The sequence below is a fragment of the Pseudomonas sp. BB438 genome (genome assembly GCF_057180225.1).
In genome coordinates this window covers 5721560-5744673 of sequence record NZ_CM170001.1, presented here as the reverse complement: position 1 = coordinate 5744673, position 23114 = coordinate 5721560, and the positions used below count along the sequence as shown (strand labels likewise).

At 67.4% G+C, this 23114-nt stretch carries 20 protein-coding genes and 1 pseudogene; 11 read left to right on the top strand and 10 right to left on the bottom strand.

The window, feature by feature from the left end:
- Positions 1-42 precede the first annotated feature (42 nt).
- Positions 43-1134, top strand: coding sequence for a polyamine ABC transporter substrate-binding protein (locus AC1ZV1_RS26535; RefSeq protein WP_484294351.1), 1092 nt, complete (start codon positions 43-45; stop codon positions 1132-1134).
- A gap of 296 nt (positions 1135-1430) precedes the next feature.
- The gene (speB, locus tag AC1ZV1_RS26530; protein WP_484294350.1) at positions 1431-2393 is read left to right on the top strand and encodes an agmatinase; all 963 of its coding nucleotides are present in this window, start codon (positions 1431-1433) and stop codon (positions 2391-2393) included.
- A gap of 105 nt (positions 2394-2498) precedes the next feature.
- Here speB and AC1ZV1_RS26525 read toward each other — a convergent pair.
- Positions 2499-3014, bottom strand: a pseudogene (locus tag AC1ZV1_RS26525) (methyl-accepting chemotaxis protein); the annotation flags it as partial.
- Positions 3015-4598: 1584 nt separating this feature from the next.
- Entirely contained in the window at positions 4599-6209 is a 1611-nt protein-coding gene (locus AC1ZV1_RS26520; RefSeq protein WP_484294349.1) for a GGDEF domain-containing response regulator, read from the bottom strand.
- Positions 6210-6497: 288 nt separating this feature from the next.
- On the opposite strand from AC1ZV1_RS26520, the gene AC1ZV1_RS26515 reads away from it, so the two are divergent.
- From AC1ZV1_RS26515 to speA, 4 genes are all read left to right on the top strand, one after another.
- Positions 6498-7562: a DUF2333 family protein gene (locus AC1ZV1_RS26515; RefSeq protein WP_484294348.1), complete on the top strand. Its 1065-nt coding sequence runs from the start codon at positions 6498-6500 to the stop codon at positions 7560-7562.
- Between the two features lie 3 nt (positions 7563-7565).
- The gene (locus AC1ZV1_RS26510; protein WP_484294347.1) at positions 7566-8105 is read left to right on the top strand and encodes an NUDIX hydrolase; all 540 of its coding nucleotides are present in this window, start codon (positions 7566-7568) and stop codon (positions 8103-8105) included.
- A 452-nt stretch (positions 8106-8557) separates the two neighbouring features.
- Positions 8558-8929 carry a translation initiation factor Sui1 gene (locus AC1ZV1_RS26505; RefSeq protein ID WP_484294346.1) on the top strand — a complete coding sequence of 124 codons (372 nt, stop codon included), beginning with the start codon at positions 8558-8560 and terminating at the stop codon, positions 8927-8929.
- 287 nt (positions 8930-9216) lie between these two features.
- Entirely contained in the window at positions 9217-11130 is a 1914-nt protein-coding gene (gene speA, locus AC1ZV1_RS26500) for an arginine decarboxylase (RefSeq protein WP_484294345.1), read from the top strand.
- Between the two features lie 105 nt (positions 11131-11235).
- On the opposite strand, the gene AC1ZV1_RS26495 is transcribed toward speA, so the two are convergent.
- The 4 genes from AC1ZV1_RS26495 to pdxR form a co-directional block, all read right to left on the bottom strand.
- Entirely contained in the window at positions 11236-11934 is a 699-nt protein-coding gene (locus AC1ZV1_RS26495; protein WP_484294344.1) for an anaerobic ribonucleoside-triphosphate reductase activating protein, read from the bottom strand.
- Entirely contained in the window at positions 11931-12077 is a 147-nt protein-coding gene (gene nrdD / locus AC1ZV1_RS26490) for an anaerobic ribonucleoside-triphosphate reductase (protein WP_484294343.1), read from the bottom strand. Before nrdD ends, AC1ZV1_RS26495 begins: the two co-directional genes overlap by 4 nt.
- Positions 12078-12117: 40 nt before the next feature.
- On the bottom strand, positions 12118-14142 hold the full coding sequence (locus AC1ZV1_RS26485; RefSeq protein ID WP_484294342.1) for a ribonucleoside triphosphate reductase: 2025 nt from the start codon (positions 14140-14142) through the stop codon (positions 12118-12120).
- 156 nt (positions 14143-14298) lie between these two features.
- Complete coding sequence (gene pdxR, locus AC1ZV1_RS26480; RefSeq protein WP_484294341.1) at positions 14299-15729, bottom strand: MocR-like pyridoxine biosynthesis transcription factor PdxR; 1431 nt, start codon at positions 15727-15729, stop codon at positions 14299-14301.
- A gap of 263 nt (positions 15730-15992) precedes the next feature.
- Between pdxR and cbpA the strand changes: the two genes are divergently transcribed.
- Together cbpA and AC1ZV1_RS26470 are read left to right on the top strand one after the other, a co-directional pair.
- Entirely contained in the window at positions 15993-16949 is a 957-nt protein-coding gene (gene cbpA / locus AC1ZV1_RS26475) for a curved DNA-binding protein (RefSeq protein ID WP_484294340.1), read from the top strand.
- Entirely contained in the window at positions 16946-17248 is a 303-nt protein-coding gene (locus AC1ZV1_RS26470) for a chaperone modulator CbpM (protein WP_484294339.1), read from the top strand. Before cbpA ends, AC1ZV1_RS26470 begins: the two co-directional genes overlap by 4 nt.
- A gap of 36 nt (positions 17249-17284) precedes the next feature.
- Here the strand turns inward: AC1ZV1_RS26470 and AC1ZV1_RS26465 are convergent, their stop codons facing one another.
- Positions 17285-17845 (bottom strand): NADPH-dependent FMN reductase, encoded by a 561-nt coding sequence (locus AC1ZV1_RS26465; RefSeq protein WP_484294338.1) that lies wholly within the window; start codon positions 17843-17845, stop codon positions 17285-17287.
- Positions 17846-18028: 183 nt separating this feature from the next.
- Here AC1ZV1_RS26465 and AC1ZV1_RS26460 point away from each other — a divergent pair, with 183 nt between their 5' ends.
- From AC1ZV1_RS26460 to AC1ZV1_RS26450, 3 genes are read left to right on the top strand one after another with little or no spacing between them, the layout of a single operon-like run.
- A complete protein-coding gene (locus tag AC1ZV1_RS26460; RefSeq protein ID WP_484294337.1) occupies positions 18029-18769 on the top strand; it encodes an NAD-dependent epimerase/dehydratase family protein in 741 nt (246 codons plus the stop codon).
- Entirely contained in the window at positions 18766-19260 is a 495-nt protein-coding gene (locus AC1ZV1_RS26455) for a cupin domain-containing protein (RefSeq protein WP_484294336.1), read from the top strand. Before AC1ZV1_RS26460 ends, AC1ZV1_RS26455 begins: the two co-directional genes overlap by 4 nt.
- Positions 19261-19281: 21 nt before the next feature.
- The gene (locus tag AC1ZV1_RS26450) at positions 19282-20136 is read left to right on the top strand and encodes an arylamine N-acetyltransferase family protein (RefSeq protein WP_484294335.1); all 855 of its coding nucleotides are present in this window, start codon (positions 19282-19284) and stop codon (positions 20134-20136) included.
- Between the two features lie 38 nt (positions 20137-20174).
- Here the strand turns inward: AC1ZV1_RS26450 and AC1ZV1_RS26445 are convergent, their stop codons facing one another.
- From AC1ZV1_RS26445 to AC1ZV1_RS26435, 3 genes are read right to left on the bottom strand one after another with little or no spacing between them, the layout of a single operon-like run.
- Positions 20175-20630, bottom strand: coding sequence for a DUF2214 family protein (locus AC1ZV1_RS26445; protein ID WP_484294334.1), 456 nt, complete (start codon positions 20628-20630; stop codon positions 20175-20177).
- 32 nt (positions 20631-20662) lie between these two features.
- Positions 20663-21706 carry a sensor domain-containing diguanylate cyclase gene (locus AC1ZV1_RS26440; protein WP_484294333.1) on the bottom strand — a complete coding sequence of 348 codons (1044 nt, stop codon included), beginning with the start codon at positions 21704-21706 and terminating at the stop codon, positions 20663-20665.
- Positions 21707-21723: 17 nt separating this feature from the next.
- The gene (locus AC1ZV1_RS26435; RefSeq protein ID WP_484294332.1) at positions 21724-23073 is read right to left on the bottom strand and encodes an MATE family efflux transporter; all 1350 of its coding nucleotides are present in this window, start codon (positions 23071-23073) and stop codon (positions 21724-21726) included.
- Between the last annotated feature and the right edge of the window lie 41 nt (positions 23074-23114).

Below are 23114 nucleotides of genomic sequence, written 5' to 3'. Positions count from 1 at the left end.
CCATGCTCGCCCCATAACCACAACAACTCCGAGGCGATGATCATGCGTGTGTTCTTCCGGGCGACTCTCGCGGCGCTGGCCGTGGCGCTGGCTGTGCCCCTGCAGGCGCAGGAGCGGGTGCTCAACCTCTATAACTGGGCGGATTACGTCGGCGCGGACGCCCTGCAGCGGTTTCAGAAGGAAACCGGTATCCGCGTCAAATACGACACCTTCGACAGCGCCGAGGTGCTCGACAGCAAGCTGATGACCGGCCGCAGCGGCTACGACGTTGTGTTCCCCGCCAGCAGCGGACTGGCCCGCGCTATCCAGGCCAAGGCGGTGCAGCCGGTGGACGACGCGCAACTGAAGAACGTCGCCAACCTCGACCCGGAACTGCTGGCCAAGCTGGCCGCCATCGATCCCGGCAACCGTTTCGGCGTGCCCTACACCTGGGGCACCGTGGGCCTGGCGATCAACAAGGACGCGGTGCTCAAACGCCTCCCCAACGCACCGCTGGACAGCCTCGACCTGCTGTTCAAACCCGAGTACGCCAGCCGCCTGGCCGACTGCGGCATCTCGCTGATCGACTCGCCGCAGGAAGTCATCAGCGTGGCACTGAATTACCTGGGCAAGTCGCCCTACAGCACCGACGCGGCCGATCTGGCCGAGGTTCGCCAGTTGCTGGAGAAGCTGCAGCCCAACGTGCGCTACATCGCCAGCGGCAAGCACATCAACGACCTGGCCAACGGCACGCTGTGCGTCGCCCTGACCTACACCGGCGACGCGCTGATGGGCGCCGCCCAGGCCAGGCAGGCGAACAAGCCGTTCGAAGTGATCTACCGGATTCCGAAGGAAGGCACGCTCATCTGGTTCGACACCATGGCCATCCCGGTGGACGCGCCGCACCCGCAGGAAGCGCGCGCCTTCATCGACTTCATGCTGCGCCCGGAGTCCATCGCCGAGCTGACCAACACCCTGTACTTCGCCAACGCCAACCTCAAGGCCACACCGTTGCTGAATGCCGATGTCGCGGGCGACCCGGACATCTACCCGGCGCCGGCCATGCGCCAGAAGCTGTTCGGCGAACAGTTGCTGACCTTGAAGCAGCAGCGCGAGCGCACCCGGCTGTGGTCGGCGTTCCGGACCCGTAGCTAAGGAAACCGCGGGCTTTCGTAGGGCGCATAACGCGCCAGCGTTATCCGCCGAGCCGAGCCAGGGCCGGCGCATAACCTGTTCCAGGTTATGCGCCCTACGTAGTTGAGTGCCTGGGACTCCCTCTCCCCCGCCCTCTCCCTAAAGGGAGAGGGAGCCGCTCGGAGTGGTCGGCAGACACGGCGTTCCGCCTGATGCCGATCAGTCCCCTCTCCCTTCAGGGAGAGGGTTAGGGAGAGGGTGGTCGTGCAGAAACCGAACCATCACGACAACACCACAAAGACATCGATGAGGACACCATGGACATCGCCCAGGACAACGACCAGGCCATTACCCGCGACAGCCTCTATGGCACCGCTGCCGAATCCACCTACGCCGGCGTCACCAGCTTCATGCGCCGCCGCTACAGTCGCGACCTGCGCGGCGTCGACCTGGTGGTCAGCGGCGTGCCCTTCGACACCGCTACCACCAACCGCCCCGGCAGCCGCTTCGGGCCGCGCGCGATCCGCGCCGCCTCGGTGCAGATGGCCTGGGCGCGGCATTTCCCCTGGGAGTTCGATCCCTTCGACCACCTGGCCGTGATCGATTACGGCGATTGCGCCTTCGACCACGGCGTGCCGCAGGGAACCCCGGACGTCATCGAAGCCCACGCCGCGCGTATTCTCGATGCCGGCTGTGCACTGCTGACCCTGGGCGGCGACCACTTCATCAGCTACCCGCTGCTCAAGGCCCACGCGAAGAAGCACGGCCCGCTGTCGCTGATCCACTTCGACGCCCACAGCGACACCTGGCCGGACGAGGATTGCCAGCGTATCGATCACGGCACCATGTTCTACCACGCCGCGCGCGAGGGGCTGGTCGACCCGGCGCGCTCGGTGCAGGTCGGCCTGCGCACCACCAATGATGACGTCATGGGGTTTCAGGTACTGGACGCCCGCGAGGTGCACCGCCAGACGCCGCAGGCCATCGCCGAGCGCATCCGCGCGCGGGTCGGCGACAACCCGGTGTACCTGACCTTCGACATCGACTGCCTCGACCCTGCCTTCGCGCCGGGGACCGGTACGCCGGTCTGCGGCGGGCTGAGTTCGCATCAGGCACTGGAAATCCTCCGCGCGCTGAGGGGCATCAACCTGGTGGGGATGGACGTGGTGGAAGTCGCGCCGCCCTACGACAGCGCGGAGATCACTGCCCTGGCCGGTGCGACCCTGGCGATGGAGATGGTTTGCCTGTACGCCGCGCGGCACAAGCTGGGCGAGCGTTAAGCCTTTCCTGGACGACGTTGGTAGCGGTTGACCGCCGCTGTTCCCCTGCAGGAGCGGGTCATGCCCGTGATCGCGCGCATGGTCCGCTCCTGCAGGTTTGCTCAGTTACACGCGGAAAGCCCTGACGGCGGTGTGCAGCGCGCCGCCCAGTTCCTGCAACTGCTCGCCCTGGCTGCGGCCCTGGCCGATCAGGCGCAGGTTCTCGCTGCCCAGTGCGTGGATGCGTTCGCTGTGGGAGCGGATCTCGCTGACCGCGCCGCTCTGGTGGGCTGAGCTTTCGGCGATACGTTCGGCCATGCTGGCGATGGTGCGGATGGCGCCGACCACTTCGTCCAGTGCGCCCTCGGCGGCGCCGGCCTGGTTGGCAGTGATCTCCGCATGCTCGACCTGGCTGCGCATGGCGTCCACCGACTGCCGGGCGGCCTGTTGCAGGCGGGCGGTGAGCTGCTGGATTTCCTCGGTGGCGCCGGCGGTGCGCAGGGCCAGTGAGCGCACTTCCTCGGCGACCACCGCAAAGCCGCGGCCCTGTTCGCCGGCCCGTGCGGCCTCGATGGCGGCGTTCAGCGCCAGCAGGTTGGTCTGCTCGGCGATGGAGCGGATCACCCCCAGCACATTGGCGATGGTGGCCGACTCTTCCGCCAGGTTCTCGATGGCCTGGGCGTTGCTCTGCACTTCGTCGACCAGGGCGCGCATGCCGTTTAGGCTGTTGCCGATGACCTGCTGGCCCTGCTCGACCGCCATGCCGGCTGCGTGGCTGGCCGAGGCGGCCTGACTGGCGTCGCCGGCCACCTGCTGGATCGCCGCTTCCATGTTGCCCAGCGCGTCGCGGATTTCCCCGGTGTCGCTGGCCTGGCGTTCGGCGCCGGCGTGCAGGCCGCCGCTGAGCTCGGCCAGGGCACGGCTGCTGCCGGCCACCTCCTCGGCCCGCTGGTGGATGGTGCCAACCAGGGTGCCCAGGAAATCGCGCAGACGGTTCAGCGATTCCTGCAGTTCCACCAGGTCGCGGGTGCGCGTGTCCAGGGCGATGGGCTGGGCGAAGTCGCCGCGTGCCCAGGTCGAGAGCGCCGGCACCAGTTGGCCGAGCACGCGCGCCAGGCGACGTTGCAGGGTATCGATGAGCAGCGCGGTGGCGAGGATCAGGGCGATCAGCGCGCCCTGGATGACGCGCACCTGTGCCTGGATCTTCGAGCGCTCCTCGCGGACCTGCGGCTCCAGGGTCGCCAGGGCCTGCTGCACGGCACCCACGCGCTGGGCGGTGGCATTGGCCAGTTCCTGGCGCTGGGCGATCAGCTGGCGGGTGCGGTTCAGTTCGTCGGGGTAGCGGCGCAGCACGCTGGCGAGCTCGCGCTTGAGGGTGACACCGCGGTCCTCGCTCTGTGCCTCGGCAGCCGGCTGGGATTCCAGCCCCATCATCGCGGCGAAGTCGTCGGAAGCGGAGGCCTGCTGCTCCAGTACGCCGAGCAACGGCAGGGCGTCGATGCGTTCGGCCAGTTGGCGCAGGGTGTCCAGCTCGCGCTGGATGTCCTCGGCCAGCGCTGGGTTGCCGCTTTCCACGAGTTTGGCGCGGGCGTGGGCCAGGCGGGTCAGGTGCAGGCCGGCCTGCAGCAGCGGGGTGCGGTATTCGCTGGCGGCGGGGTTCTGGCTGGCGTCGGCATAGGTGCCCAGCTGGTCGAGCGCGGCGAGCAGATCACGCTCGGCCTGCAGCAGCAGACCCTGCGGGTCGCCGGCGAGTTTGCCGGCAGCCAGCAACTGGTTGCCGCTGAACTGGCGCAGTTCGTCGAGGCTCTGGCCGAGCAGTTGGCTGAGGCGGTCCGGCAGTTGCGGCAGCTCCTCGGCCAACTCGTCCAGTCCCTGCTGGGCGGCCTTCTGCTTGAGCGCGTCACCGCTGGCGAGGTACGCCTGGATGTTCTGCGCGACCTTGCGCTCGAAGCCCTGGGAGAGTTCCAGGTAACGGTCCATCAACGTGAAGGGGCGCTCCAGGGCGCGTTGCGACCACCACAGGGTGGCGCCCAGCGCGAGGCACACGAGCAGGAGCAGGAAGGTGTTGAGGTTGGTGAGCAGCTTGAGGCGCATGGCAGGTCTCGACCGACAGCGAAAAACGGCGAGCCCTGAACCTATTGCAGTTTCGTTACTGGCTGATGACACGGTGCCAGCATTCGGTCGGAAAACAGCGCAGCAGAGCGCCGCGCCGGAGCGGCGGAGGAGTTACTTGTAGACCTCGACGCGGTTGCGGCCGCCGTGCTTGGCGGTGTACAGCGCCTCGTCCGCCTGTTTGGCGAGGGTCTTGATGTCCATGTCCTCGCCCAGTTCGGCGATGCCGCAACTGAAGGTGCAGGAGAGGTCGTGGGGTTGCGCGGGGTAGTGAATCTCGGCGAAACGCTGGCGTATCTCCTCCAGCACTTTGCGCGCGGCCACGGCGTCGGTGTCCGGCAGCACCACGGCGAACTCTTCGCCGCCGTAGCGGCCGATGTGATCGGTCTTGCGCAGGCGCTGCTTGAGGAACAGCGCGAGGCTCTTGATCACGCGGTCGCCCATGGGGTGCCCGTAGGTGTCGTTGACCCGCTTGAAGTGGTCGATGTCGAGCATCGCGAAGGTCAGCGGGCGCTCCTCGCGACGGGCACGAAAGCGCGCGTCGTCGAGCAACTGCAGGGTGTGGGTGTGGTTGTACAGGCCGGTCAGGCTGTCGCGGACCATTCGTGCCTTGAGGCTGCGCGCGCGGGCGGCGCGGTTGCGCACGGTAGCGATCAGGTGGCGCGGCTTGATCGGCTTGGTGAGGAAGTCGTCGCCGCCCTCGCTCATGGCGTCGAGCTGCTTGTCCAGATCGTCTTCGGCGGACAGGTAGATGATCGGCACGCTGACATAGCGCTCGTGCTGGCGGATGACCTTGGCCAGCTCGGTGCCCAGGCACTCGGGCATGTACATGTCGAGGATGATCAGGTCCGGCTGGAACTCGGCCAGTTCGGCCATCACCGACAGCGGCGCGGTGAGCGCGCGGGTGACGATGCCGGCGCTGTTGAGGACCATCTCGGTGTGCGCGGCCTGGGCGCGGGAGTCGTCGACGATCAGCACGCGGAACGGCTCGTAGTGCGCCACGCGGGTCAGCGTCTCGATCTTTTCCAGCAGGCCGGAGGCGTCCAGCGCGCCGCTGAAGAAATCCTGGCCGCCAGCCCGGGCAGCCGCCAGTCGGGTCGGCGTATCGGTTTCCTCATGGCTGAAGAACAGCACCGGCAGCTTCTGCTTGAGACCCGCCTGGGCTTCGTCGGCCAGCGCCAGGCCCTGGCCGTTGGCGAAGTCGATTTCCATGACGATGGCGGCCGGATGGCGGTCGGCCATGGCGGCGCGGAAGGCATTGGCGTGCTCGCAGGGCTGCGCGGCCATGCCGAAGAACTCCAGCTGCTGGGCGAGGCGCTCGGCACGCTCCAGGTCCTGCAGGGCCAGGTAGACGGGTTTGCGCAGCGGCGGCAGGTGGGTCTGCTCGAACTGGTCGCCATGGCGCAGGCCGGTGCGCGACAGGCGCTGCATCAGGTGGTTCAGCTCGGTGATCAGTTCGCTGGAGAGACGCCCGCGGTTGCCCTGCACGGCGCGCAGGCACTGGTCGATGGCCTTGGCCAGGTCGGCGTGCTCCGCCTGCTCGAAGCGCTCGGCGTAGCGCTGCAGGCGCAGGCAGGCCTCGGCCAGCTCGGCCATCCCCGCGCTGTTCCACTCCGACCGCGACAGGCGCTGCCAGACTTCCAGCAGGTGACGAGCCTGGTGAATCACCCGCTGGGCGAAGTGATGCTTGAGGCGGTCGAGGGATGGATCGTCGAGCTCGGTCATCGCGCGCTTCTTTATAGAGCCGTACCGGCGGCCTGCGGGGCGAAGTTGTTTCCGCCGTGATACACACTGATGGCCCTATGCTACCAATCCTTGGTGGCAATAACAGTGCCTTCGGTCAAACATCCGAAGCTTTGTAATTCGCACCATTACCTAGCACCATGCGCAGGGTAGGCTGCGCTGACCTGCCGCCGTGCGGCATGCTTGCGCCGGTGGACCTAAAATCCCGGCACCCTGGGGCCGGTTGCGGGTCCAAGCTATCTTCGAATTCGGGACATCAAGGAACTTGCCATGTGGAACTGGAAGAAACGCGGCTCCGTGCGTGATCGCGTGGATGACACGGTAGACAACGCTCGCGCCTATTTCGGCGGCCCCTGGCTGGGTCGCGTACTGGGCGGCCTGCTGGGTGTCTATGTGGTGATCTGCGGGGCGATCGGCTGGTACTGGAGCCAGGAGCCGGACCTCTTCCCCGTGCAGCAGAATGCCCAGGCCGCCGCCGAGCGCGCCGGTCGTCAGATGGTGGTGGGCTACACCACGGTGGAAACCCTCAAGGAAGTGGTTGCCACGCTGCTCAACAAGCCGGGTGGCTACCTGTCCAACGATATCTTCCCGCCGGGTATCTGGCTGGACAACATCCCCAGTTGGGAATACGGCGCGCTGGTCCAGGTGCGCGACCTGTCGCGCGCGCTGCGCAAGGACTTCGCCCGCTCCCAGTCGCAGTCCACTGAGGATGCCGACCTGGCGCGCGCCGAGCCGCGGTTCAACTTCGACAACAAGAGCTGGGCGCTGCCGTCCTCCGAGTCGGAGTACGCCGAGGGTATCAAGTCGCTGGACCGCTACCTCGCCCGTCTCTCCGCCGATCCGGCCGGTGCGCAGTTCTACGCCCGCGCCGACAGCCTGAACAACTGGCTGGGTGATGTCTCCACCCGCCTGGGCTCGCTGTCCCAGCGCCTCTCGGCCAGCGTTGGCCGGGTCAAGCTGAACACCAACATCACCCCGCTCAAACCGGTCACCCCGGGCCAGGCGCCGGAAGTCGAGGAAGTGTTGCAGGAAACCCCCTGGCTGCAGATCGACAACGTGTTCTACGAGGCGCGTGGCCAGGCCTGGGCGCTGTCGCACATCCTGCGTGCCATCGAGGTGGACTTCGCCGACGTGCTGGCGAAGAAGAACGCTACCGTCAGCGTGCGTCAGATCATCCGCGAGCTGGAGGCCGCCGAGGCGCCGCTGTGGAGCCCGATGGTCCTCAACGGCAGCGGCTTCGGCGTGCTGGCCAACCACTCGCTGGTGATGGCCAACTACATCTCCCGCGCCAACGCCGCGATCATCGACTTGCGCCAACTGCTGGCCCAGGGCTGATCGATGACCGGCATCAGCGACAAGGAAGCCGCCCACCGGGCGGCTTCGGACGCCGAGAAGATCGCCTGGGTCGACGAAGACGACCAGTTGCTGGGCAGCCTGCCGCGCGCCGAGCTGCGCGCGCGCGGGCTGATCGGCCGTGGCACCTTCATCCTGCTGTTCAACTCTGCCGGCGAGCTGTGCGTGCACCGCCGCACCCTGAGCAAGGCGGTCTACCCTGGCTACTGGGACCCGGCAGCCGGCGGCATGGTGCAGGCGGACGAGAGCTACGCCGAGTCCGCTGCCCGTGAACTTGAAGAGGAACTGGGCATCGCCGGCGCCCCGCTGCGCGCCCACGGCACCTTCTTCTTCGACCAGCCGGACAATCGCCTGTGGTGCGCGGTGTTTTCCGCCGTATCCGATGCGCCACTGCGGTTGCAGCCGGAAGAGGTGCTGGAAGCGAAATTCATCGACCCGCACCAGGCGCTGGCGGAGGCCAAGACGGGCACGCTGTATTGCCCGGACTCGCTGGCGGCGCTGCGCAAGTACCTGGTCAGTTTCTGACGCTTTAACCCGCGGCGGGCTGCTCTTCGTAGGAGCGAGCTTGCTCGCGAAGGGCTCCGCAGTGGGGCTTTGTTCGCGAGCAAGCTCGCTCCTGCAACAACCCTGCTGCGCCGGCATGTCGCCAAACCGCCGATCAATGACGCATTTTCGCTCTTAGCATTTGCCTTCAATGCTGCTAAATTGCGCGACCTTTCCGGCAGGGTCCTCCACCGGGAATTGCGCAGCCCCTGCCTGAGTGGGGCGTCGCGGTCGGCGCCAGCCGGCCATTCGTTGACCTGGCCCGGAAAGACCGGTTCAGGGGCGGCGAGCTAGAGCGGAACAAGGCGGAAAGCGGCGAGGGCGCGGAGTTTACGTCAGTAAATGAGCACCCCGAGACGGTTTCCATCGCTGGTCCGCCGACGCGCAGCCGACCATGAGCAGTGTCGTAGAGGCCAATCCTGGGGATAAGCCCGGTGGTCAAGAAAGCATCCTCCCTGTCCGCCCTTGGCGGGCTCGTCTACTCCACTGATGCCGGCCGGCACTGCCCGGACTGCAATCAGCCCATTGGCGCGTGCATCTGCAAGCAGGCCGAGATTCCGGCCGGCGATGGCATCGCTCGTGTGCGTCGTGAAACCAAGGGCCGCGGTGGCAAGACCGTGACCACGGTGACCGGCGTGCCGCTGGCGGCCGATGCGCTGAAGGACCTGGCCACCGCGCTGAAGAAGCGTTGCGGCACGGGTGGCGCGTTGAAGGACGGCATCATCGAGATCCAGGGCGACCACGTCGACCTGCTGCTCGAAGAGCTGACCAGACGCGGCCTCAAGGCGAAGAAATCCGGCGGCTGAACCGCCCTGCTGCTTGCCTGAAGGGGCACGCGACTCTCCCCTGTCGAGAACGGGTTCCAGGCGATGTGCGTCCCGCGCATGGCCGGCAAGCCCTTTCCCTAGATGGGAGATTTATCGGTGCGCCCCGGGCGCGTCGTCGGATTTTCCTAAACTTACCGCCAACACCGGCGGTCAACACGGCAACGTCACGAGGTCCGGCTAGGTTTACACCACCGGGCTTTGACGACTCACCCGCATGCCGGGCGGGCGCCAGCACACTTTCGCGCTATTTGAGGAGACCACCACGCATGGCCGCTAGACGGACCCGCAAAGACGACGGCAGCAACTGGACCGTGGCTGACAGCCGCAGCATCTACGGAATTCGCCACTGGGGTGCGGGCTATTACGCCCTCAACGACGCCGGTAACGTGGAAGTTCGCCCGCAGGGCGCCGATGCCCAGCCGATCGATCTGCATGCGCTGGTCGAGCAGCTGCGTGAGGCGGGCCTGTCGCTGCCGCTGCTGGTGCGTTTCCCGGACATCCTCCAGGACCGCGTGCGCAAGCTCACCGGCGCCTTCGACGCCAACATCGAGCGCCTGGAGTACAGCAGCCGCTACACCGCGCTGTATCCGATCAAGGTGAACCAGCAGGAAGCGGTGGTGGAAAGCATCATCGCCACCCAGAACGTCTCCATCGGCCTGGAAGCCGGCTCCAAGCCCGAGCTGATGGCCGTGCTGGCGCTGGCGCCGAAGGGCGGCACCATCGTCTGCAACGGCTACAAGGACCGCGAGTTCATCAAGCTGGCGCTGATGGGGCAGAAGCTCGGCCACAACGTGTTCATCGTGATCGAGAAGGAATCCGAGGTGCAGCTGGTGATCGAGGAGGCCGCCATCGTGGGTGTGCTGCCCCAGGTCGGCCTGCGCGTGCGCCTGTCCTCGCTGGCGTCCTCCAAGTGGGCGGACACTGGTGGCGAAAAGGCCAAGTTCGGCCTGTCCGCCGCGCAGCTGCTGTCGGTGGTCGACCGCTTCCGCGCCGCCGGGCTGGACCAGGGCGTGCGCCTGCTGCACTTCCACATGGGGTCGCAGATCGCCAACCTGGCCGACTACCAGCATGGCTTCAAGGAAGCCATCCGCTACTACGGCGAACTGCGCGCCCTCGGCCTGCCGGTGGACCACGTGGACGTCGGCGGCGGCCTCGGCGTGGACTACGACGGCACCCACTCGCGCAACGCCAGCTCGATCAACTACGACATCGACGACTACGCCGGTGTGGTGGTCGGCATGCTCAAGGAGTTCTGCGACGCGCAGGGCCTGCCGCATCCGCACATCTTCTCCGAGAGTGGCCGTGCGCTGACGGCGCACCATGCCGTGCTGATCACCCAGGTCACCGACGTCGAGCGTCACAACGACGAGGTGCCGACGATCACCGACCTGGCCGAACAGCCGGAAATCGTCCAGTGGCTGGCCGACCTGCTCGGCCCGACCGATGCCGAGATGGTCACCGAGACCTACTGGCGCGCCACCCATTACATGAGCGACGCGGCCTCGCAATACGCCGAGGGCAAGATCAGCCTGGCGCAGAAAGCCCTGGCCGAGCAGTGCTACTTCGCCATCTGCCGTCGCCTGCACAACCAGCTCAAGGCACACCAGCGCTCGCACCGCCAGGTGCTCGACGAGCTGAACGACAAGCTGGCCGACAAGTACATCTGCAACTTCTCGGTGTTCCAGAGCCTGCCCGATACCTGGGCCATCGGCCAGGTGCTGCCGATCCTGCCGATCCACCGCCTGGACGAGGAGCCGACCCGTCGCGCGGTGCTGCAGGACCTGACCTGTGACTCCGACGGCAAGATCACCCAGTACGTCGACGAGCAGAGCATCGAGACCAGCATGCCGGTGCACGATGTGAAGGAAGGCGAGGACTACCTGATCGGCACCTTCCTGGTCGGCGCGTACCAGGAAATCCTCGGCGACATGCACAACCTGTTCGGTGACACCGACTCGGTGAACGTCTACCAGAATGCCGACGGTAGCTACTACCACGCCGGCATCGAGACCCACGACACCATCGAGGACATGCTGCGCTACGTGCACCTGTCGCCCGAGGAGCTGATGACCCACTACCGCGACAAGGTCGCCGGGGCCAAGCTCACCGCACGCGAGCGGACGCAGTTCCTCGACGCGCTGCGCCTGGGCCTGACCCGCTCGGCCTACCTGTCGTCCTGATGGGCTGGCAGTCTGCTTAAATGAAAAGCCCCGCTTCGGCGGGGCTTTTTGCTTTTCGTAGGAGCGAGCGCTTGGGGCGGAGTTGAATAGTAGGAGCGCGGGCGTTCAGGCGTCGCGCAATTCGAAACTCGGGAACAGCGCGTGCAGCTCTCGCCAGAGATCAGGTGCGCCGTGGGGCGCCGGCGTGGCGATCAGCTCGGGATCGAGCTGGCGCCCGCTGCGTGCCAGTTGCACCACGAAGTTGTCCACCCCCATCCCGCGCAATGTCGTGGCCAGTCGGCGCAGGCGCTCCAGGTCGAACAACTGCCAGTGCACGGTGGTGCGGCACTCATGCTCCGCGCCGCTTTCCAGCAACAGCTCCAGGCTGCGCCAGTTGGCCAGGCCGCTGCGCTTCACGCCGGTGATGGCGTCCATGCCCTCGGCCAGCCCCTTCACGTCGAAGCCGACCCAGTCGGCATGGGGCAGTGCGCGGGCGAAGGCTTCCGGGCGGATACCGGCGCTGTGCAGCCCGGCACGGAAACCCAGCTCGCGTACGCCGGCCATGGCCCCCGGCAATGCGTTCTGCAGCGTCGCCTCACCGCCGCTGAACACCACCGCCTGCAGCAGGCCCTGCCGTCGCCGGAGGAATGCCAGGATGACGTCCCAGGGGATCTCCGACTCGCCACGCGGGCGAATCAGCTCCGGGTTGTGGCAGTAGCGACAGCGCCACGCGCAGCCCTGGCAGAACAGCACGCAGGCGAGCAGGCCGGGGTAATCGAGGGTGGTCAGGGGCACCAGGCCCCCGACCCTGAGCCTGGTGCTCATCGCGTCTCGCGGAAGTGACGGCGCTCGCGGTGCTCGGATTGCTTGCCGGCGTTGAACGCCGTCACCGGGCGGTGATAGCCCATCACGCGGGTCCAAACCTCGCAGCGTTGGCGTTGGCTTTCGGGCAGTTGGCTTGCGGACATCGGTCGTGCTCCTTTTGCGTGGATGAAAGTGAAAGGGGAATCAGCCGCCACAGCCACCACAGCTCGTGGGCGCGGCTTTCTGCAGCGCGGCTTCGTCGCATCGGGGGCAGAACTCGTGTTCGCCGGCGAGGTAGCCGTGGACCGGGCAGATGGAGAAGGTCGGCGTCACCGTCAGGTAGGGCAGGCGGAAGCGCCCGAGGGCGGTGCGTACCAGGGTCTTGCAGGCCTCGGCGCTGGAGATGCGCTCGGCCATGTACAGATGCAGCACGGTGCCGCCGGTGTACTTGCACTGCAGGGCGTCCTGCAGTTCCAGCGCCTCGAACGGATCGTCGGTGAGGCCCACCGGCAGTTGCGAGGAGTTGGTGTAGTAGGGTGCGTCCGGCGTGCCGGCCTGGAGCACGTCCGGGTGGCGCTTCCGGTCCTCGCGGGCGAAGCGGTAGGTGGTGCCTTCGGCCGGCGTGGCTTCGAGGTTGTAGAGATGGCCGCTGTCCTCCTGGAAGCGCACCAGCCGCGCCCGTACATGGTCCAGCAGTTCCAGCGCCATCTGCCGGCCGACCTCGGTGTGCAGGCCGTCGCGGTCATCGGTGAAATTGCGCAGCATCTCGTGCAGGCCGTTCACGCCGATGGTGGAGAAGTGGTTGCGCAGGGTGCCCAGGTAGCGCTGGGTGTAGGGGTAGAGCCCGGCGTCCATGTGCTGCTGGATGACCTTGCGCTTGACCTCCAGGCTGTCGAAGGCCAGCTCCAGCAGGTAGTCGAGTCGGGCGTAGAGGGCGGCAGCGTCGCCGCGATGAAGGTAACCCAGGCGCGCGCAGTTGATCGTCACCACGCCCAGCGAACCCGTCTGCTCCGCCGAGCCGAACAGGCCGTTGCCGCGCTTGAGCAACTCGCGCACGTCCAGTTGCAGGCGGCAGCACATGGAGCGCACCTGGTTGGGCTGCATGTCCGAGTTGAGGAAGTTCTGGAAGTAAGGCAGGCCGTAGCACGCGGTCATCTCGAAGAGGCGCGTGGCGTTGTCGCTGTCCCAGGGGAAATCATGGGTGATGTTGTAGGTCGGGATCGGGAAGGTGAACACCCGGCCGTGGGCGTCGCCTGCCTGCATCACCTCGATGTAGGCGCGGTTGATCAGGTCCATCTCGGCCTGCAGCTCGCCGTAGGCGAAGGGCATTTCCACGCCGCCGACGTAGGGGATCTGCTCGCGCAGGTCTTCCGGACAGACCCAGTCGAAGGTCAGGTTGGTGAAGGGCGTCTGGGTGCCCCAGCGCGAGGGCACGTTGAGGTTGTAGATGAACTCCTGCAGCGCCTGGCGTACCTGTTGATAACTCAGGTTGTCCTTGCGTACGTAGGGCGCCAGGTAGGTGTCGAAGGAGCTGAAGGCCTGGGCGCCGGCCCACTCGTTCTGCAGGGTGCCGAGGAAGTTGACCATCTGCCCCAGCGCGCTGGACAGGTGCTTCGGCGGCCCGGCTTCGACCCGGCCCGGCACGCCGTTGAGACCCTCGCTGAGCAGCGTGCGCAGCGACCAGCCGGCGCAGTAGCCGGCGAGCATGTCGAGGTCGTGGATGTGCAGGTCGGCCTCGCGGTGAGCGACGGCGATGCCTTCGCTGTAGACCTCGTCCAGCCAGTAGTTGGCGGTGACCTTGCCGGACACGTTGAGGATCAGCCCGCCCAGGGAGTAGCCCTGGTTGGCATTGGCGCGCACCCGCCAGTCTTCGCGCGACAGGTACTCGTTCATCGACGCGGCGACATCCACCAGCGTCTTGCGCTCGCGGCGCAGGCGGCCGTGGCGTTCGCGGTAGACGATGTAGGCGCGTGCGGTGGGGTAGTGACCGGCTTCCATCAGGGCGCGCTCGACCACGTCCTGCACCTGCTCCACGTCGAGGTTGTTCTGGGCGGGCAGGCGTGCCAGCACGCGGCGGGTCAGCTCCTCGGCGTGGGACGCGGTGAACTCGCCGCTGGCCTCGCCGGCGGCGGCAATGGCGCGCTCGATCTTGCTCGGATCGAAGGCTGCTGCGCTGCCATTTCGCTTGCGCAGGCTGGCGTGAAGGGGGGCGGTGCGTGTCAAGGGCATTGGCTTGATTCCACAACATGCTGTGTCTCGAGTTATTCAAGACAACAAGATGTTGTGGGAATCTAACGGCATCGCCGGTAGGGAAATTGACCTCGGTCAACGATGGGCGCCAGTCAATTTTTGCCATCGGAGGTATTGACCGACCCTGGCCCGATCTCAGCCCAGCAACGGCGCCAGCCGCTGTGCCAGGCGCCTGGCAAGCTGCTCGTCGGTGATATTGGTGAAGCTCATGATCAGCGCCGGCTCGTGCCGGGCTTCCACGCACCAGGCGTTCAGCGCCTGCAGGCCGAGCCCTTCGGCGTGGGCGCGGCGGGCGACGGCGAGGTCATCCTGGTCCAGCGCGCCGATCAGGTGCAGGCCGCCGGGCGTGTCGGCGAAGCGCAGGCGCTCGCCGAGGCGATCCTCCAGTGCACTGCGCAGCCACTGGCGGCGCTGGGCGTAGAGCGTGCGGGTGCGCTTGAGGTGACGGGCGAAATGGCCCTCCTGCATGAAGTCGCAGAGGGTTGCCTGCAGCAGTTCCGCGCAACCGGAAGGGAATACCTGCTGGGCGCGCACGAAGTCTTCCACCAACTCCGCCGGTACGACCAGATAGCCCAGGCGCAGCGCGGGGTAGAGCACCTTGCTGAAGGTGCCGGTGTAGAGCACGCGGCCGGCACGGTCGAGGCTTTTCAGCGCCGGCAGCGGGAAGCCGGCGTAGCGGTACTCGCTGTCGTAGTCGTCCTCGACGATCCACGCGCCGCTGCTGGCCGCCCAGTCGAGCAGGGCCAGGCGGCGCGGCAGGCTGAGGGCGATGCCGGTGGGGCTTTGCTGCGACGGTGTGACCAGGGCGAAGCGTGCATCCGGTGCCCGGGCGATGCCGTTTTCCACGCGCAGGCCATCGGCGTCCACCGCGACGGGCACCGGTACGCCGCCGGCCCGACGCAGTAGTTCGCGGCCGCGCGGATAGCCGGGGTCTTCGTGCCAGAAGCGCTGCCCGGGTTCGAGCAGGGTGCGGCTGATCAGGTCCAGGGCGCCCTGGTAACCGGCGCAGATGAATACCTGCGCCGGGTCGCAGGCGATGCCTCGGGAAATCCCCAGGTAGCCGGCGACGGCTTCGCGCAACGGCCCGTAACCGCAGGGTTCCGGGTAGGCCAGCATGGCGCCGTTCTGCTGGCGCAGGCGACGCGCACACAGGCGTGCCCAGAGAGCGCGGGGAAAGGCATCCAACGCCGGCACGCCGAGCTGGAACGGTCGCAGGGTCGGGCCGTGGGCAATCAGACCGGGCAGGGCGCGCTCCACGGTAGCCGGCGTGGCAACCATGGGTGGGGCGCCGGCGGTGCGCCCGGCCAACTGCGGCGACACCACGGTGCCCGCCGGCCCGCGCGCCAGCAGGTAGCCCTCGCTGGTCAGCAACTGGTAGGCCAGCTCCACGGTCCCGCGCGCCACCCCCAGTTCGCCAGCGAGCCCGCGCACTGGCGGCACCCGCTCGCCTGGGCGCAGTGCGCCGCGGGTGATGGCGTCGCGGATGCGCTCGTACAGCTGGCGGTAGATCGGCAGGCCATGGCTTGGGTCCAGTGGCTGGCGCAACGCATCGAGAGGGAGGTTCATGGCCTGGAGTAATCGCCTGGAAATGCGGAGTCTGACTATGCCATGCCCGGTATCAAGTCGTCGCGCCAGCGCCGATGCAGGATCAGCGTCTAGGCTTGCAGGCAGTGTTGAAAAGCAGGTGTCGCGACTCCATCTGTGTTTCCAGACCCGCTTTTTTCCACCTGTTCGCCTCGCAGTGCGCGCAGCGGCTTCGGCTGCCCGCGCAAATTCCCCGTGTACCAGGCGCCGACAGGTCCAACGCATGTGAGGAGTGACCGTTACCGATGGAATTCAAGGACTACTACGCGGCGCTTGGGGTCGAACCCGACGCCGACGAGAAGGCGATCAAGACCGCCTACCGCAAGCTCGCGCGCAAGTACCATCCGGACGTCAGCAAGGAGCCGGATGCCGAGGCCAAATTCAAGGATGTCTCCGAGGCCTATGAAGTGCTGAAGAGCCCGGAGAAACGCGCCGAGTACGATGAGCTGCGCCGCTACGGCCCGCAGGGGCCGCAGTTCGAGGCGCCGCCCGGCTGGCAGCCGCGCGGCGGTTTCGACGGCCCCCCGCCGGGGCATGAGCAGGACTTCAGCGACTTCTTCGAGCAGATTTTCGGCGGCCGCGCCGGCGGTTTCGGTGGCGCGCGCCAGCCGCAGGCCCACCGTGGCCAGGACGTGGAGATGGAAGTCCCGCTGTTCCTCGAGGAAACCCTGTCCGGGGACAGCCGGCCGATCAGCTTCAGCCTGCCCAGCTACGACGAGTACGGTCGCAAGCTGCCGCCGCAGAACAAGACGTTGAACGTGAAGATCCCCGTAGGCACCGCCGACGGCGAACGCATCCGCCTCAAGGGGCAGGGCGCGCCGGGTATCAACGGTGGGCCGGCGGGCGACCTGTACCTGGCGATCCGCCTGGTGCCGCACCCGGTCTTCGACGTCGATGGCCGCGACCTCATCGTCACCGTGCCGGTGGCCCCCTGGGAAGCCGCGCTCGGCGCCAAGGTGGAAGTGCCCACGCTGGGCGGGCGGATCAACCTCGGAATCCCGGCCAACAGCCAGGCCGGGCAGCGCCTGCGCATCAAGGGCAAGGGCCTGCCGAACAAGGGCGATAGCGCCGCCGGCGATCTCTACGCCGTGCTCAAGGTGGTGATGCCGAAGACGGCGGACGAAGCGACCCGCAAACTCTGGGAAGAACTGGCTGCCAAGGCGGCCTTCGACCCGCGTGCCGATTGGGGTAAACGCGCATGACGACGACAGTGATGCTGGTGGACCTCGACGAGCTCTGCCAGTCGGTGAACCTCCCCCGCGACGTGCTCGTCGAGATCGTCGAGGTGGGTATCGTGGAGCCCCGCGAACAGCGCGCCGGGCATTGGGTCTTCGACTACCAGGCGGTCAGCGTCGTGCGCCGCGCGGTGCGCCTGCGCCGCGAGTTCGAGCTGGACTGGCCGGGCATTGCCCTGGCGCTGCGGCTGCTGGACGAGGTGGACGAGTTGCGGGCGGAGAACCGCTACCTGCGCCAGCGCCTGGCGCGATTGCTCGAGGAGTGATGAACAGGCGCCGGCCGAAGCCGGCGCGTGTGTCGATCAGCGCGGCTGGTTCTGCACGATCCAGGCGGAGAAGGCATCGATGATGCTCTTCAGGAAGGGTTGCGTCTTCTCGGACAGCTTGCCGGCTTCGTCGAAGAAGCTGCCCGCACCGCCCAGGTAGGCTTCAGGCTGCTGCAGCACGGGCATGTTGAGGAATACCAGCGACTGGCGCAGGTGGTGGTTGGCGCCGAAGCCGCCGATGGCACCCGGCGAGGCACTCACCACGGCGCAGGGCTTGGCGTTCCACGCGCTCTTGCCATAAGGGCGCGAGCCGACGTCGATGGCGTTCTTCAGTACGCCGGGAACCGAGCGGTTGTATTCCGGTGTGACGAAGAGCACCGCGTCCGCGCTGGCGATGCGCTCGCGGAAGGCGGTATAGCTCGCGGGCGGCGTGCCCACGTCGAGCTCTTCGTTGTACAGCGGCAGGTCGCCGATCTCCACGATGGTCAGTTTCAGGTTGGCCGGCGCCAGTTCGGCGAATGCCTTGGCGATCTTGCGGTTCAGGGATTCCTTGCGCAGGCTGCCGACGACAACGGCAACATCGAAGACTTGGCTCATGGCGACTCCTCAGGATCGGGGTATTGAGCCGTTTGTTATAGACGATGAGCGTGACATTGCGCGGACATGGATCAAGGTTGGGGCATCATGTCCCAGTCGTTCCGAATGATCTTGGCTCTGTGGGATGGGGCATCGCTTCACTAGTGTGGCGACATGTCCCCACTGCCCGATCTGAGGTCTCCCATGTGCATGAAAGTCTTCTTTGCCGGTGCCAGCGGCGCCATCGGCCAGCGCCTGCTGCCGATGCTGCTGGAGCGCGGCTATCAGGTGCTGGCGATCAGTCGCAGCAAGGAACGTGCGGCCGCTCTCCAGGCAGCCGGGGCCCAGGCGCTGGTGCTGGACGTCTATGACGCGCAGGCCTTGCATGCCGCCGTTCAGGCATTCCAGCCGCGCTGGGTGATCCATCAGCTCACCGACCTGCCCGCCGGCCTCGACCCCGCGTTGATGCCCGCCGCCCTGCCGCGCAACGCCCGTGTCCGCCGTGAGGGCACCGCCAACCTGGTCGCTGCTGCCCGTGCGGCCGGTGTCGAGCGCCTGGTCGCGCAGAGCATTGCCTGGGCCTACGCGCCGGGTGAGTTGCCGCTGCACGAAGAGCAGCCACTGGATCGTGGCGCAGAAGGCCCGCGCGCCGTCAGCGTTGGCGGTGTGGTGGCGCTGGAAGACGCGGTACTCGGCGCGCGGCCGATGGAAGGCATCGTGCTGCGCTACGGCCGGCTCTACGGACCTGGTACCGGCACCGAAACGCCTGACCCGCGCCTGTCGGTACACGTCGATGATGCCGCCCGTGCCGCGCTGCTGGCGCTGGAGTGGGGCGCGCACGGAGCCTACAACGTGACGGAGCAGGACCTTGACGTCAGCTCGGCCAAGGCCCGCCACCGCCTCGGCTGGCAGCCGGGCTTCCGCCTGGCGGGAGCGACAGCGTGAACCTCGTGCTGGGGCGTGACGCGTGCACCGGGCTGGCGGTCGCGGCGGCTATCGCCGCTGGCGCGCTGCTCTGGCAGCCCTGGTCGAGGCCGCTGGTGAGCCTTGCCGACAGCCACGTCGGACATCCGGCCGGCGTGCGGCCGGCCACGCAGGTGACGCGCCTGTCCTGCGAGCCGCTGGCCGACATGCCCGGCAAGGTCGTGACCACGCTGCAGGTGGATTTTCCGCCCAACGGTTTCACCCCGGCGCACCGCCATCCCGGCGCGGTGACCGCCATCGTGCTCAGCGGACAGGTCCGCTCGCAGATGCAGGGCCTGCCGGCACAGACCTACGCTGCGGGCCAGACCTGGTTCGAGCCCAGCCGCGAGCTGCACCTGTTCGCCGAGAATCCCAGTGCCAGCGAACCCGCGCGCCTGCTGGCGGTGATCGTCAGCGACGATAAGTGCGGCCCGCTGGTCATCCCTGAACCGGCTGCCGACCACAGCCATTGAGCTTCGCGAAAGGAGACTCGCATGACCCCGCTCACCCCCTTCAGTGCGACCCAACTCGAGGCGACCCTGGCGCGCCTGGGCCTGTCGGCGGTGCGCCCGGCCCCGACGCTGGAGAACCTCGACCGGCTGATCGTCGCGGCGCTGCATCACCTGCCCTTCGAGAACCTCGATGTGCTGCTGGACAAACCCATCCTGATCGAGCCGGACGCGGTGTTCGCCAAGGTCGTCGAGGGGCGTCGGGGCGGCTACTGCTTCGAGCTGAACAGCCTGTTCGCCCGCCTGCTGAGCAGCCTTGGCTACCGGGTGACGCTGCTGGTGGCGCGGGTGCGCTGGGGGCTGCCGGCGGATGCGCCGCTGACACCGCAGACGCACCTGCTGCTGCGGGTCGATCTGCCCGACGGAGCGCATCTGGTGGACATCGGCTTCGGCGGCCCTGCCTCGCCCAGGGCTCTGCCGCTGCGCGTGAATGAAGCACTGCCCGGCGGCTGGCGCATCGCCGGCGCCCTCGACGATGAACTGGAGATGGCGACACGCTCGGCGTCCGGCTGGCAGACGCTGTACCGCTTCACCCTGGAGCCGCAGCACTGGGCCGACTACGGCATGCGCAACTGGTACACCTCGACCTTTCCGCAGAGTGTGTTCCGTCATTCGCTACGGGTTGCGCTCAGCGAGGAGGGCGCGCGGCTGTCACTGCTCAACGGGCAGTTCACCCGGCGCAGCGTGGAAGGCGAAGTCGAGCAGCGCAGCATTGTCAGCGCGGATGAGCTGCTGTCGGTGCTGCGCGAGCGCTTTCGTCTGTCAGGGCAGGGGCTGGAGGTGGGCGTGCTGCGCAGCCGGCTGGCCCAGTTGCTGGTGCCCAGCGTCCCTGGACAGTGATTGTCGGCCAATAGCGCGGAACGGTATCGCCCGCTCGCTCAGCCGATCATCCCGAAGCCGCGTGCCATCAGGGTCGCCAGAAGCGGCAGGATCATCAGCGCCAGCAGTTCGATGCGGAGGGTCATGATCACCAGCCTGGCTTGGCGCTCGCTCGGCATCGGAACGCGCCCGGCCTTGAGCTCGTTGCGCCAGTTGAGGAAGGTCATGGTTGGCAGGATCGATAGCAGGGCCACCAGCACGAACAGGCCGATCTTGGCGTGGAACAGGCTGTTGTGCAGGTAGTACTCCGGCCCCTTGGCGAACCAGACGACCCGTGCCGCGCCCGTCAGCAGCACCACACCGGCGCAGGTGCCGTAGGCCAGGTCGACGATCACCAGGCTGCGCGCCCGCGACAGGTCCAGCGGCAGGCGGAACAGCTGGTGCTCCAGCACCAGCAGGGCGAACAGGATGAAAATCGACAGGTAGTGCAGGTACGCGGCGATGGCTTGGGCCATGAGTGGGTCCTCTTCTGGGGCCTTTCTTCTGATCAGGCTGGGGCCGGCGGTGCGCTGAAGTTCACTCGGTTGCGCCCGGCCTGCTTGGCACTGTAGAGCGCGATGTCGGCGCGTTCCAGCGCCTGGTCGATGTGTTCTTCTCCCGCCAGCAGGGTACAGCCGATGCTCAGGCTGACCGGCAGCGGTCCGCCGGGGAGCTGTACCGGCTCGTGACCGATCAGCTCGCGCACGCGCTCAGCGACACGCTGCAGTTCCTCGCCATCCTTCACCTTGAGTAGCGCGACGAATTCCTCCCCTCCCTGGCGCACCAGCAGGTCGTCCGGCCGCAGCGCGGCGCGCAGGCGCCGGGCGCATTCGCAGAGCACCTGGTCACCGGCGGCGTGGCCGTGCTGGTCGTTGACTGCCTTGAAGTGGTCGAGGTCCGCGTAGAGCACGCCCAGTTGTGCCTGGCTTTCCCGCGCCAACCGGCATTCGCGGTCCTGGAAGGTGAGCAGTCCGCCACGGTTCCACAGCTGGGTCAGCGGATCGAGCAGGGCCTTGCGCTGTTCGCGGTCCATCTCCACGCGCAGGTCGCGGGTGCTCTGGATCAGACTGCGCAGTTGCAGGTAGCCCTCGGCGAGGGTGGCGAGGTCGCGGAAATTGGCCTGTTGCGCCGCCGTCATGCCGCGCGGGCGCGGGTCGATCATGCACAGGGTGCCGATCGCCTGGCCGTTGCCGGCGCGCAAGGGGCGTCCGGCGTAGAAGCGGATATAGGGTGGGCCGAGGACCAGCGGGTTGTCGGCGAAGCGCTCGTCGAGCGTGGCGTCGGGCACCAGCAGGGTGTCCTCGCCGAGAATCGCGTAGCCGCAGAAGGACACGTCGCGCTTGGTCTCGCTGGCGTCCAGGCCGATGCGGGCCTTGAACCACTGTCGATCCTGATCGATCAGGCTGATCAGCACGGTGTCCACCCGCACCAGGTCCTGGGTCAGCCGGACCAGGGTATCCAGGTAGTGCTCGGCCGGGGTGTCGAGCAGGTTCATCTCATCCAGGGTCTGCTGACGCTGGGATTCGTCAACGGGAATGGGACAAGCCGGCATGGAGTCTCCTCAACAGGTCAGGGGCTGGCAGGCGCCTGCCACGCGTCCTGGCGCGTCAGGCGCCAGGCATAGGCTGCGAGGATCACGCCGCGCAGCAACATGAAGCATAGGAAGGTTAGCCACAAACCGTGATTTCCCCAGCCTTGCAGCGCCAGGCCCAGCGGCAGGCTGGCTGCGCAGGCAAGCAGCATGGCGTTGCGCATCTCGCGGGCGCGCGTGGCGCCGATGAACAGGCCGTCGAGCAGGTAGCTCCACATGCCGATCAGCGGCAGGCAGGCGAGGTAGGGCAGATACCGATCGGCGGTGGCGCGGACGTCCGGGATATCGCTCTGCAGGGCGATGAACAGGTGTCCGAAGACGGTGAAGAAGGCGACGAACAGCAGGCTGGCGATCAGCGACCAGCCGCAGGTGACCACCAGCGAACGGCGCAGGGCGGTGCGGTCGCGGCCGCCAATGGCATGGCCGCACAGCGCCTCGACGGCGTGGGCCAGGCCGTCGAGGGCGTAGGCGGTGACCATGAGTCCGTTGAGCAGCAATGCGTTGGCCGCCACCGTGGCGTCGCCCAGGCGCGTGCCCTGCACCGTGAGCAGGAAGAACACGCCCTGCAGCGCCAGACTACGGATGAAGATGTCACGGTTGACCATCAGCAGCGGCCGCCAGCTGGCCCAGGCGCGCAGGCGCGACCAGTCCGGCATACCGGGGAAGCGCCTGAGCGAGCCACGGGTCAGCGCCAGGCCGAGCAGGGCGCCGCCCCATTCGGCGGTCACCGCAGCCTTCGCCGCGCCGGCCACGCCCCAGCCCAGCCCCAGCACGAACCACAGGCTGAGCACGATGTTGATGAGGTTGGTGGTCAGCAGGATCGCCAGCGGCGCGCGGGCGTTCTGCGTGCCGAGGAACCAGCCGACCAGCGCGTAGGTGGACAGCGCCGCCGGCAGGCCGAACAGGCGGATGTGGAAGAACTCGCGCGCCAGCGCATCCAGCGCGGCGGACGGGCGCATCAACGCCAGCGCCGGGCCGGTCAACGGTACCGCCAGCAGGCCGAGCAGCAGCGCCAGGCCGAGGGCGAGCAGCAGGCCCTGGCCGAGAATCCGCCGCAGGGCCCCGCCATCGTCACGCCCGGCGGCCTGGGCGGCGAATCCCGTGGTGCCCATGCGCAGGAAACCCAGCACACCGACCAGCAGGGTATAGAGCCCGCCGCCGACCGCCACCGCACCCAACTGGTGGGCATGCGGCAGGTGGCCGATCACTGCGCTGTCCACCAGGGTGACCAGTGGCACGGAAACGTTGGAGAGGATCATCGGCGCGGCAAGCGCCCAGACACGATGGTGGGTCGGCGAATGCCGCCAGGCTTCGAGCAGGGAATTCATGAGGGGCTCCTGAGCTGGCGCGCAGTATAGCGAGCCGGGGG